Genomic DNA, 12,691 nt, shown 5'->3' with positions numbered 1-12,691 from the left:
TTAATAAACAACAAGGGGGGAAGAGAATGAACGTTATCCAAACGAGTTCTTTAACGAAAACGTACAATGGAAAAGGTGGGATATCTGATGTAACTTTGTCGGTAGGGGAAGGAATGGTATACGGTTTTTTAGGACCGAATGGTTCTGGGAAAAGCACGTTCGTTCGTACACTTCTTGGGTTACTACGCCCTACAAGTGGTGAAGGTTATATTCTTGGAGAACCGATTGGAACGACAAAATCACGGGAACAAGTAGGATATCTGCCAGAGTTATTTCGTTACCCAGATTGGTTAACTGGTAGACAATTGTTACAAAGTCATGCTGAATTATGTAGGATACCAGTTCGTGAGCGAAACAAACGAATTGGTGAAGTCATCGAGTTAGTTGGAATGACAGGAAGAGAGAATGGTAAGATTAGTGGATTCTCAAAGGGAATGTCCCAACGGATTGGCCTTGCTTGTGCTATATTAAATGATCCAAAGGTAGTCTTTCTTGATGAACCAACATCTGCACTTGACCCAATAGGACGCAAAGATGTCAGAGACCTTATGGTATATCTGCGAGACCAAGGTAAAACAGTGTTCTTAAATAGTCATTTGTTGTATGAAGTAGAGTCAGTGTGTGATCATGTTTCGATTGTTCATCAAGGTGAGATGGTTGCACAGGGACCATGGAGAGAGTTAATGATGACGGAAGCAAAAGTGGAGGTTGTAACGGATAAACCAATAAATGCCTCAATGCCTTCATTTGTGACACGTTATCAGAAAATAAAAGTAGAAGAGGGTCGAACAAGATGGGGTTTGCAACTTGAGCTTGAATCCGATATACCAAGACTCATTCAATTCTTAGCTTCAAACCAAGTTTCAATCTTTGAAGTGAAACCCATAATTCCTCATTTAGAGGATGTTTTCATGTATTGGGTGAACCAGAAAAAGGAGAACGCTTATGTGGACAATCAGTAAATTAACCTTTAAAGAAATGGTATCAAAGCGAATCTTTTTAATTACGATTATTATGACGCTCATATTTCTGGCTCTTTACGGTACGGCTATTTATTTTATTGGTAAGGAAACACCGGGAGCGGGGAATAACGCTGGAACACAAGCCTTCTTAATGCAGCAGTTCGTAGCTTCACAATTTTTGGGTGTCGGACTTTATTTCTCATCATTTATCATTGCTCTTCTTACAATATTGTCTAGTGTTAGTGCTATTTCAGGCGAAGTGGCAAGTCACCAAATTGATACTTGGTTAATGCGCCCAATATCTAGAGCTAGATTTGTTTTGGGCAAATTTATAGGATTAGGTTTACTCTTAATCTCTTACGCTATCGGATTATTTTTTAGTATTATCCTCATTCACCAAGGAATTGGAACGGAGTGGATGGATTTAGACTTTATGCCAATGCAGATACTGAAAGCTGTGAGTGTATTTGCGATTCAGCCATTTGTCTTGATTGCATTTGGATTATTTTTAAGTACACGAATGACTACCTTGAATGCAGGCATTGTTTCCATAATCTTATATGGCGCGGCGTTTATAGGAGGTTTTATTGAACAATTTGGTGCACTAATCGAAAAAATGACACTTGTAAATATCGGGATCGTGATGAGTCTCGTATTTCCAATCGATTCAATCTATCGTAAAATGACAATCTTATTATTTGATACGACGGATAACCCATTGTCTATGGCACAAGGTGGGATGTTCACGAGTATCTCAAATCCTAGTAATGTGATGATTTGGTATGCATTGTTATATGGAGTACTTATTGTGGTACTTTCAATTTATAGTTTTAAAAAGCGGGATGTATAGTCAATGATAAACTACAATTGATATAAAACCGATTTTCCAAACGGGAAATCGGTTTTATTTATTGACGATTTGTTCAACCTCTTCTAAATTAAAGTAAATACATTCTGTTACTCTATACATATATAGCTACCAATTTCAAAGGGGTGTTGAGATGGATACGATATTAGGAAAAACAATAGACGAATGGATAGAAACTTATCCATTATTAGAAAAACTCCTGCTAACTGAGGAAGTGTTTTGGAACAATCCAAAGTACATAGATTTTGAAAGAGCGATTCAACATGTTTCTTTAGGAATCGAGGATGTCCGTGATGCGGAAGAGAGGTTAAAGAGATTTTCATCATATCTTGCAAGTGCTTTTCCAGAAACGAGGGAAATGAATGGAATTATCGAATCGCCTATAAAAGAAATTCCTGTGATGCAGCGTTCCCTTGAGAGTTTGTTTACTGAAAAAATAGAAGGAAAACTGCTCTTAAAATGTGATAGTCACCTACCGATTTCTGGCTCAATTAAAGCAAGGGGCGGTATTTATGAGGTTTTGAAGCATGCAGAAGATTTAGCCTTAGATAATAATCTTCTATCTACTGATGATGATTATAGCAAACTGGACAGTGATACCTTTACACAGTTCTTCTCCAAGTATTCTATCGTTGTGGGTTCTACTGGGAATTTAGGATTAAGTATTGGAATTATAAGTGCAAAGCTAGGTTTTAACGTAACGGTTCATATGTCAGTCGATGCAAAACAATGGAAAAAAGCTCTGCTCCGGAGTAAGGGTGTAACAGTAGTCGAACATGAATTAGACTATAGTGTTGCAGTTGAACAGGGGAGAAAACAGTCTGAGGAAGATCCTAATAGTTATTTTATTGATGATGAAAATTCGACCAATTTATTCTTAGGATATGCCGTTGCAGCATCAAGACTTAAAAAACAATTGGAAACGATGAATATTACCATTGATGAAAATCGTCCATTGTTTGTGTACCTTCCTTGTGGAGTTGGTGGCGGGCCAGGGGGTGTGGCTTTTGGTCTAAAGCTACTTTTCAAAAATCATGTCCACTGTTTTTTTGCCGAACCGACGCATTCACCTTGTATGTTATTAGGCTTATTAACCGAGCAACATGATAAGATTTCAGTCCAAGATTTTGGCATCGATAACAAAACGGCTGCTGATGGCTTAGCTGTTGGCAGGCCTTCGGGCTTTGTTGGCAAAACATTAGAGCAGTTAATTAGTGGGGTCTATACGGTGGAAGACGATCAGTTATTTGCTTATCTCAGTATGTTGTCTCAAACAGAAAATATCTACTTGGAACCCTCTGCATTAGCGGGAATAGCTGGCCCAGCTCGATTCTTTGCTGAACCAGAAGGAAGACTTTATATCAAGAAAAATAATTTAACAGAAAAAATAAAGGATGCTGTTCATATATCATGGGCAACGGGAGGCAGCATGGTTCCAAAAGAAATCATGGATTCCTATGTAGAAAAAGGGGTAAAGGTACTAAACTCGAAACCTCAAAAAAATAAATGAAATATTTTTTTAAAGCATTTTTTAAAGTCCCTTAATATCCACTTATCTATTTGGTAGATAAAGTGAATATTAGGGGGATTTTATTGTGGAATATAAGTAGCCTAAAATGAAAAAGAGGATCAGAAAATGCTAAAGTTTGTAATCCTAATTACGAATTTTTATGATTGAATATATTCAAATTTCTTAAGCAATCAGTAAACAAATTCTAATTATTAAAGAGCATTACAAAAAAAGTAATGCTTTCTTTTTTTACATAAAATAGTAATAAAGTCCCATATATTACCTTTTTATATGAATATAGTAAAAAAGTTATATTTTATATAGTAATTTTGCCTAATTTCTATAGACAAGCACAAAAAGTATAGCTAATATAAAATATGGAATATAAAGAAGATTGAGATTATTTGAGTAACAACACCTAGAGCACCCACCTATAATGATCTTGCTCTGGAAAAGGGTGAGGTATATATTGATAGAAATAATAATCCTTTTATCTTCATGGATAATAGGAATCTTATTATTCTGTTTTTTAGTACCAGTTTCGAAACTTCGCTTAGCCATTATTGGCTTTCTTATTATGCAAACAATCACATGGCCATTAGGCTTTCTTGTATCCGAGTTTAATTTGATCAGTTATCCAGTTCGTCTCTTTGATGATGCAGCTCGAACTAGTTTTACATTTGAATACTTTGCGTTCCCAATCGTTAGTGCATTATATAATTTATATCATCCACGAAAATCAAAGTTAAGAGGACTTTTATTTACAAGTATAATAGTTTCTTTATTAACAGGTATAGAAGTGATACTTGAAAGATATACAGATACTATTGAATATATAAATTGGAGATGGTATTGGAGCTCGATTTCCATGTTTATTACATTATATATTTCGTTGGGGATATGGAAATGGTTTAACAAAAAAAGCGCTGACAAGTAGATTTACATAGCATAAGTCCCAAAGGACCTATGCTATTTTTGATTAATGCAAAGCTGTTTTCAATGTTTCTAGATTTTGTCTCATAATGCTAAAATAATCAGCATTGTTTTTAATATCCTCTTCTGTAGCTGATTCCAGGTTATGGAGAGTTAGAGCTTCTGCGTTGATTTCGTTTTTTACCATTTCAGAAACTTTTGAAGTAAGATTTTGCTCAAATAACACAAACTTGATGTTATGTTCTTTTGCTAGGTTAATAATGCGTGTTAAATCCTTTTGGGTAGGCTCATTTGTGGGAGATAATCCGGAAACACTAATTTGCTTTATACCATACCTTGATTCCCAATAACCGTAAGCTGCATGGGATACTACTATTTCTTTCCTAGAAGACTCGTTCACAACTTCCATGAATTCTTGGTCTAATAAATGCAAGTTTTTTACTAGTCCATCAAAATGTTTTTCAAAGTCTTTTTTAGCCTCTGGTTTTAATTCCTCAAGTATATGAAGAATATTTTCAGCCAACTCTCGAGCTAAAAGAGGATCTAACCAAACATGTGGATCAACATCTCCATGATGATGGTGATCTTCCGTACCAGTATCACTGTCAACTTGTACCTCGTGTTCATCATGGCTGTTGCTTTTTTCAATATTTGAATCAAATTGGTGGTGGTCGTGTTCAGTTTCAGTTATCTCCTCATCATTAAGTAATTCGTATTCTTCTTGTGCTTTCGAAAGTTCCATATTTTGCGTAGCCTTAACCAATTGCACCTTTTCATTTTCGAATGTTTTAATGGCTGCATCAATGAAGCCTTCTACACCTGCACCAACATAAATAAGAGCATCAGCTTCCGCAATCCTTACCATCGTTTTTGGAGTGGGTTCGAATGTGTGAGCGTCAGCACCTGTAGGGAACACACTTAAAACCTCTACATATTCACCACCAATTTTTTCTGTAAAATCCTGTAATGGAAAGACTGTAGTGTAGATTTTAAGACGTTCAGATGGTGTAGGAGTGTTTTTTGCTTCAATTATACCCGTTTTGTTTTCTTGGACACACCCAAACAAAAATGTGGTTGCTAATAAAACGAAAAATGCAATACCGTGCTTAATTTTCATCAATTTCCCTCTCAATCATAATCATTCCGATTTACTCGGTATATGTAAAATGTATATCGTAATCATTCCGATTAATAAACTAAAAAAATGAATGTTCATTTTACTTGGTGCATTTATTAGGCTCTTTGATTTCAACAAATCGTAATGATTTCGATTTACTTAAATAATATTACGATAGAATTTAAAAACTTTCAAGTAAAATTTTGAAGTGGAAATGATTTATTATTTTTTCAAGAATAGGAGATTCTTACTTTTCTATTATTTATAGAGACTGGTGGCCATGGCTTGTAGCAGGTGCTTTCAATTTTGAAGCATTTGTTACCATTTATGAATCTAAAGGAGCATGTTTACATAATCCTCTAGTCAGCAGTCCATAACATGAATAATCCCAATATATCCCGAATTATCCAATAATATGGCATTTGAGCAAGTATTCAAAAAAGATATACAATTTTATATGACGTCATTGTTCGTGGTACTTTCGTTTCAAAAATCAATTTGAACAAGTATTGCCAATCAGAATCTTTTCTAGAATAAAAAACTCAGGGGGTATATAGGTACATGAAAAAAACCTTATCAATTTTATTTTTAGTATTTATCATGGGAATGATGACAGCTTGTGGAACCGGTCAGGAAGCAGGTGGATCAACTGAGGGAGGAAAGTCTAGTAGTGATTCTTCAAGTTTACTAGAAGAGCTGAAAGAAAAAGGAACCGTTAGAATTGGTTTTTCAAATGAACCGCCATATGCTTATCAAGATGCTAAAACAGGAGAATTAAAAGGAGCAGCCGTTGAGATTGCTACAAAGGTTTTTCACAATATGGGAATTGAAAATGTAGAAGGTCAAATTGCAGAGTGGAATCAACTCATTCCAGGAGTAAAGGCTGGCAAATTTGATGTCATCACAGCAGGAATGGCAATTTTGCCAGAACGTGCAGAACAAGTGCAATTTGGTGAACCGGAAATTCAATATGGCGAAGGTTTAATTGTTGAAAAAGGAAATCCATTAGATCTTCATAGTTACACGGATATTGCTAATAATCCTGATGTAGTTGTGGCGGTCATGTCTGGGACAACTGAAATAGAGTTTTTAACTGAAATGGGTGTTAGTGAAGACCAGATTCTTGAGGTTGCTGACATTCCAGCTACATTCTCAGCTGTGCAATCAGGTCGTGCTCAAGCGACAACAGGGACAGAAATGACGGTGAAAATGGCCTTAGAATCTTCTGATCAAGATGCATTAGAATTTGTGGAAGATTTTGAGCAACCTGATATCAAGGGTGTACCAAGTTATGGTGCAGCTGGCTTTGCAAAAGGTAACGATGAACTCGTAGAGGCATACAATGCAGAACTGAAGAAGCTTAAAGAAAGTGGAGAGATTCTTGATCTCATTACCCCATCTGGTTTTGGTGAAGGCAACCTTGTTCCAAACGATTTAACAACGGAACAAGTGATTGAAAGTTTAAAATAACACGGGGAAAAGTCGACAGGTCTCCCAATGGGGGATCTGTTTTTTAGTGGGTTTGGTTTGAATCAAGATTTGGATAGTTATAGCAGGATATTGCGATACAAAATGCAATTCCGTTGTTATAGCGCAATTGTTAGAAATAAAACGCAATTCCGAGGATTAACGCGCAATTCCATCGGTTTAATCAAAAACGAGGTGATTCAAATTAGTCAAATAGGTGAGATCTTTTCAATTTTACTTCAAGGTTTAAATATTACGATTACGATATTAGTTACATCTGCATTTTTCTCCTTTCTAGTTGCTTTTTTAGCAGGGTTTGGTCGATTATCGAAGAATATCTTTATCCGAAAGTTTTCAGGTTTTTTCGTCGAAATTTTCCGTGGCACTTCTTTAATCATTCAATTGTTTTGGTTTTTCTATGCGTTGCCAATTTTGTTTGGGATTGATTTAGGTTCTGAATTTTGGGCTTGTGTGATTGCCATTTCAATGAATTATGGTGCCTATATGTCAGAAACTGTTCGTGGCTCAATTCTATCCGTTGCACACGGACAAACAGAGGCAGCGATTGCTCTGAATATGTCACGCTTTCAGAGGATGAGAATTGTCATTTTGCCGCAAGCGGTACGGATGATGCTTCCGGAATTCGGCAATTATTTGATACAAATGTTAAAGGCAACCTCTCTCATATCACTCGTAGGCTTGGCTGATATTGTGTATAAAGGCCAACTTTATACAAATACCAATCTTTCTTCTACGCCTACTGTCTACTTACTAATTCTAGTATTCTATTTTATTATCGCCTTACCTTTAATTGGTTTAACGAAGTGGGCGGAAAAACAATCATCGAAGGGAGTGGCAAGTGAATAATGTGGGATTGGAATATGTTTTTTGGATCACTTCCGATGATTTTTAAAGGGTTGTGGGTGACCCTTGGGGTAACAATTGCCTGTTATCTTTTTGCGATGGTGTTTGGTTTTGTTTGGGTTACTCTTAAACGAATCCCGTTTAAACCCTTTCAGTGGGTTGTGTCATTTGTGCTTGAGTTTATTCGTTCGACACCGCCACTTGTGCAATTGTTTTTCTTGTTTTTTGGGTTACCGATGGTTCCATATGTAGGCGTGAGTTTAAGTCCATTTACTGTTGCGGTGTTAGGACTAGGGGTTCACTACAGTACATACATCTCTGAAATCTATCGTTCTGGTATTCAATCTGTTGATAAAGGGCAATGGGAAGCCTCAATTGCTTTAAATATGTCTGTGAGGGATAGATGGACAAAGGTCATCCTTCCACAAGCCATTCCTCCGATCATCCCAATGCTGGGGAATTATTTAATCATCATGTTCAAGGAGATCCCATTGACATCGACAGTTGGGGTTGCAGGCATGTTGCTTATGGCGGATAAATTTGGTGCAAGAAATTGGGCGTATTTAGAACCATATACATTAGTGGCTATTTTCTTCCTGCTATTAAGTTATCCATCAGCAATCTTAATCAAAAAATTAGAAAACAAGATGAACCGACGATTTGATAAGAAAGATCCAACAGGAGCTAAAAATGTAAAAAAGGGAGTGGCTATCGATGGCTGAGCCGATTGTAACCTATAAAAATGTGACTAAATCTTTCGATGAGGTCGATGTCTTAAAAGGAATTAACTTAGATATCGCACCTGCTGAAAAGATTGCATTGATTGGACCGAGCGGGTCTGGTAAAACGACGATTATTCGGTTATTGATGACATTGGAAGAACCGACTTCAGGGGTCATTGAGGTAAATGGCCAAAACCTCTGGCAGATGGAGAAAAAAGGTGAATTAGTTAGAGCTAATGAAAAGCACTTAAGGCAGATTAGAGGAGATATCGGAATGGTATTCCAGCACTTTAATTTGTTTCCGCATATGACAATCTTAGAAAATTGTATGACGGGTCCTATTAATGTGAAGGGAGAATCCAAGGAAGAGGCGAAGAAGAATTCAATCGAAATGTTAGAAAAAGTTGGTTTAGGTGATAAATTAGAAAACTATCCAAATCAGCTTTCAGGCGGTCAAAAACAACGGGTAGCGATGGCACGCGCACTTGTCATGCGTCCGAAAGTGATGCTTTTTGATGAAGTAACCTCAGCCCTTGACCCAGAGCTAGTAGGTGAAGTACTGGAAGTGATCCGTGAAATCGCCAAAGAAGGAGAAATGGCAATGGTCCTGGTCACACATGAAATGGATTTCGCACGTGACGTCGCCGACCGAATTATTTTCTTAGAAAACGGCGTAATCGCCGAACAGGGAACACCCGAAGAAGTCCTAGAAAATACCGAAAGCGAACGCCTTCAACAATTCCTAAGTCGCTTCCGATCTTGAAATGGGGCACGGGGACAGGTCCCTCGTCCCACACCATATAGGACCAATCTATTAAAAATAATAGGAAAAGAGTTAGAGTTGTAGATCCGAGATGATAGGCAACTCTTTTTCTTATTTGAGTAATTATCGCAGAAGGTGAATTGAAGTTTTATAATAGAAGACTTTAGCTAATAGGAATAGTTGGAAAAATAAATTGGTGTCACGATTGAATGACATTTGGTAGTTGAAGTTGGACACCATGCGGATATTAATTTTTATAGTTATTAAAAACATTTAATAGTTTATCAAGTTCTTGACTGCATTTAATTGTCTCTGTATTTAAAAGTCCATTTGAACTAGCAAGGCGGATCATTTCATCTCTTTTTCGAACGATTGATATAATAATAGATTCCCTATTAAACTGCGTATTTTCCTGTAACAATTTCTACACCTCTTTATTTATTTAACGCTTCAAAAAAACAAATACAAACACTATTATGCAAATTTTTTTACATAATGAAAAGCCCTTCGACAAAATAAGTCAAAAGAAGATAAAACAGTATGTGACAAAAATGTGAAAAACTCCACTTTACATAATGAATTTTTTCAGGTTGATAGAGTTGTGAAGGGAGTTCATTTTAATTCATTAACTTTCGTGACAATAATGTTAGATTAGTCCGCTTAATTGTAAGATTAATCGATGGTTATTCTCATTTAAGTATATTATATTTAAGAATAGGTCCGATTGCGTCGACCTATTATTTGTTTTATGAGGAGGTAACAATGGGGGATCTAGATATCATATTAATAATCAAAATGATTATTGTTGGGTTAGTACAAGGCTTTACAGAACCAATTCCGGTGTCATCAAGTGGGCACGTCATGATTGCTAGTGAAATTTTGGGGCTTGGTGAACAAGGATTTACTTTTGCTATCTTAACAAATACAGCTTCACTATTTGCGATACTTTTTATTTATCGAAAAGATATCGCAAGACTTGCAGTAAATTCAATTCTTTATGTAAAAACGAAAGATTTTTGTTATAAGAGTGACTTTCGGTTTGTTTTCTTTATTGTAATAGGCACTATCCCGGCAGGTGTTCTTGGGATATTATTAAGTGACTTTATAGCAGAAAATGTTAGTATGACGACGATTGCACTGATGCTTTTCATCACAGGGATTGCCTTGTGGTTAATACGCAATATGAAAGGGAATAAAGGCGAGAGTGATTTAACAATGAAGGATGCATTAATTGTTGGACTGGGGCAGGCTGTCGCATTAACACCAGGTATCAGTCGTTCAGGTGCAACCATTATTTCTGCCGTTGCTGTTGGAATGAAATCAGATACGGCTCTTCGATTTTCATTTATGTTGTATATTCCCGTGAGCCTCGGGGGAGTTATTCTTGGCATTTCTGATTTTTTAAACGAACCAAATAAAGCAGACTTAGCCATTCCGTATTTAGCTGCATTTATCGCAACACTGTTAATGACCTATATTGCGTTGAAGTGGTTTATGGGAATCATGAAAAGTGGGAAACTATCTTATTTTACATATTATTGTTTCTTAGTAGGGGCATTACTTCTCATTTTCTTCTAACGTTTATCTTATTTGAACGAAAGGTGCGATAATCCATTGAAGGGTTATCGCTTTTTTTGTACAAGGAGACCGTTTGGATTGATGCAAACAGTTTTCTTATTCATCTTAAAAAAAAGGAAATTCGCTAAAATAAGTAGAATTAGTAAAGCATAAATCATTAAAGACTAAAAGGGGAATTTCCGAGTCAATTTATAGGAAGGGGTTTCACTTTACATGGATTATACAAGTTTGGTCGTGATGGCTATTGTATGGGGAGGTTTATTATTTTAATTTTTAGCTCCCATCCAAAGAAAATCGGAAACAGTAGCTCATAGAAAAGGAAAGTTGGCAAATGCGTTAAAACACAGTTTTGTTAACGTAACCTTTCATAAAAAAGCAATTATAGCATTAATATTAATGGTGATTACTATATTTATCACTTTATGGTCTCAACAACAAAAAGAATTGTATAACGAAATACACGGATTTAATTTGCAAACTCACCCCATAAATTTCACATTCGGGATAGTGATATATTCACTAATGATCTATTTGTTACATATTATTGGAAGAACCATAAAGTTCTTAAGAAAGAGGGGGTGAAATGGATGTTTTTCTTGGGATAACGATTTGTATTATGATAATCGGATTTGTTGTCTTGGCAATAATTAAAAGAAATATAGAAATGGGGAAACGCGCTTCTACTCAATCTCAGATTTGGTTGTAGGTGGAACAACAGCTTGGGGGATAGCGAGTATCGTGCTTATTATCTGGTCGTTTGGTTATCATTGAAAGGATATTACATACCTATTATGAGTACAATGACCCAAAGAAAATAAGATGTCCCAACTCAAGGACATCTTTACTTATTTTTTGCAATATCTTTTCGATTTGGAGCAAGTGGTGGTTGTTCGATCCATTTATTTTTAGACATGATATTAAACCACTCTTTGGTTATCATTAGATTTTTTAATATGATTTTCTCATAAGTTGCTACGAGGTCAAATCTCATGGCAGAAGCAAGACCTGCACCGTGATATGATTGGGCTGATTGTAGTAAGAAACCTATATGAAACATCATTAATTTATCGGAAAAAGGTGAATCTTGAGAGTTCGTGACTTCTGTTTCCCAGGACATGGGAACAGGCAAATTATCATCTTTAAGTAATTTACTCAGTGCTTGAATTTGTTGATCTGATGCCCTTTCGGCTTTCTCCAAAAATTTTCTAACTTCCTGTGATTGGGTTACTTGGCTAAATCCAATAGAAAGTGACTTTTCCAGTATTTTCTTTTTTATATTAAGTGATAAAGCAACTATTTCTGTAGCGGCTAATGGCCGTTGATCTCCGAAAAAATCACCTAAGAATTTTTGACCTGAAACATATTCCGGTCCTTTTGCCGGATAAAAATAGGGGTCTCTTTGAAAATGTCCCTTTTCCAATAGTAATTCAATTGTTCTATTGTACATATTCATTCCATCATTACAACATGATTGATAAAAGTGTCTTAGGTCTTTTCTTACGGAAGAACTAAGGGCAGTAGAATGACCTAATATACCATGAAGGGTCATTATATGTAGATAGTGCAAACAGAAGATGTCAGAGAATAATCTTTTGGTGGTCTTATTAAGGTCAGAATCAGTAAATCCTATCGGAACAGGAAATTCTTGATTTTCAATGAATGTTTTTATTTGACTTTTTTGTGATGCAAAAATCTTTATGGCATCTTCGAATACCTCTTTAATTTTCTCATCTTCAATAATGGATAACATATATTTATTTACAGTATTAACAGCAGTTCCGTTTACATATTCTCCCCATAGCGTTCCTATTTCAGCCGACGTGAGTTTTAATTCCTCTTTATCCATTCCAATCACCTCTTGCTAATCTTTCCCTGAGTAAGATGTTTTTATAATGTACATGATTAAA

The 12,691-nt window shown here is 35.9% G+C and carries 12 protein-coding genes; 9 read left to right on the top strand and 3 right to left on the bottom strand.

From position 1 onward, the window contains the following. Positions 1-26: 26 nt before the first annotated feature. From AC6CHV_RS04045 to AC6CHV_RS04030, 4 genes are all read left to right on the top strand, one after another. The gene (locus AC6CHV_RS04045; protein WP_498078162.1) at positions 27-962 is read left to right on the top strand and encodes an ATP-binding cassette domain-containing protein; all 936 of its coding nucleotides are present in this window, start codon (positions 27-29) and stop codon (positions 960-962) included. Further along, complete coding sequence (locus AC6CHV_RS04040; RefSeq protein ID WP_440272459.1) at positions 946-1,812, top strand: ABC transporter permease subunit; 867 nt, start codon at positions 946-948, stop codon at positions 1,810-1,812. Before AC6CHV_RS04045 ends, AC6CHV_RS04040 begins: the two co-directional genes overlap by 17 nt. A 151-nt stretch (positions 1,813-1,963) precedes the next feature. After that, a complete protein-coding gene (gene dsdA / locus AC6CHV_RS04035) occupies positions 1,964-3,340 on the top strand; it encodes a D-serine ammonia-lyase (RefSeq protein WP_498078161.1) in 1,377 nt (458 codons plus the stop codon). 469 nt (positions 3,341-3,809) lie between these two features. Further along, complete coding sequence (locus AC6CHV_RS04030; protein ID WP_498078160.1) at positions 3,810-4,277, top strand: CBO0543 family protein; 468 nt, start codon at positions 3,810-3,812, stop codon at positions 4,275-4,277. Positions 4,278-4,319: 42 nt separating this feature from the next. Here AC6CHV_RS04030 and AC6CHV_RS04025 read toward each other — a convergent pair whose 3' ends face one another. After that, positions 4,320-5,390, bottom strand: coding sequence for a metal ABC transporter solute-binding protein, Zn/Mn family (locus tag AC6CHV_RS04025; RefSeq protein ID WP_498078159.1), 1,071 nt, complete (start codon positions 5,388-5,390; stop codon positions 4,320-4,322). Between the two features lie 561 nt (positions 5,391-5,951). Between AC6CHV_RS04025 and ehuB the strand changes: the two genes are divergently transcribed. From ehuB to ehuA, 4 genes are all read left to right on the top strand, one after another. Continuing rightward, on the top strand, positions 5,952-6,860 hold the full coding sequence (gene ehuB / locus AC6CHV_RS04020) for an ectoine/hydroxyectoine ABC transporter substrate-binding protein EhuB (protein WP_341331213.1): 909 nt from the start codon (positions 5,952-5,954) through the stop codon (positions 6,858-6,860). Between the two features lie 201 nt (positions 6,861-7,061). Further along, entirely contained in the window at positions 7,062-7,724 is a 663-nt protein-coding gene (locus AC6CHV_RS04015) for an amino acid ABC transporter permease (protein WP_440272501.1), read from the top strand. A 14-nt stretch (positions 7,725-7,738) separates the two neighbouring features. Further along, the gene (ehuD, locus tag AC6CHV_RS04010; protein ID WP_498078158.1) at positions 7,739-8,443 is read left to right on the top strand and encodes an ectoine/hydroxyectoine ABC transporter permease subunit EhuD; all 705 of its coding nucleotides are present in this window, start codon (positions 7,739-7,741) and stop codon (positions 8,441-8,443) included. Beyond that, positions 8,436-9,206, top strand: a complete 771-nt coding sequence (gene ehuA, locus AC6CHV_RS04005; protein WP_121448097.1) for an ectoine/hydroxyectoine ABC transporter ATP-binding protein EhuA — start codon at positions 8,436-8,438, stop codon at positions 9,204-9,206. Before ehuD ends, ehuA begins: the two co-directional genes overlap by 8 nt. Positions 9,207-9,453: 247 nt before the next feature. On the opposite strand, the gene AC6CHV_RS04000 is transcribed toward ehuA, so the two are convergent. After that, positions 9,454-9,627 (bottom strand): aspartyl-phosphate phosphatase Spo0E family protein, encoded by a 174-nt coding sequence (locus AC6CHV_RS04000; protein WP_341331216.1) that lies wholly within the window; start codon positions 9,625-9,627, stop codon positions 9,454-9,456. A 341-nt stretch (positions 9,628-9,968) separates the two neighbouring features. Here AC6CHV_RS04000 and AC6CHV_RS03995 point away from each other — a divergent pair, with 341 nt between their 5' ends. Further along, the gene (locus AC6CHV_RS03995) at positions 9,969-10,784 is read left to right on the top strand and encodes an undecaprenyl-diphosphate phosphatase (RefSeq protein ID WP_498078157.1); all 816 of its coding nucleotides are present in this window, start codon (positions 9,969-9,971) and stop codon (positions 10,782-10,784) included. A gap of 841 nt (positions 10,785-11,625) precedes the next feature. Here the strand turns inward: AC6CHV_RS03995 and AC6CHV_RS03990 are convergent. Beyond that, entirely contained in the window at positions 11,626-12,630 is a 1,005-nt protein-coding gene (locus AC6CHV_RS03990; protein ID WP_498078156.1) for a DUF3231 family protein, read from the bottom strand. Positions 12,631-12,691 lie beyond the last annotated feature (61 nt).

The organism is Ferdinandcohnia sp. GQ5 (assembly GCF_059759275.1).
The sequence above is the reverse complement of the archived record's forward strand: the minus strand, read 5'-3'. Positions and strand labels throughout refer to the sequence as shown.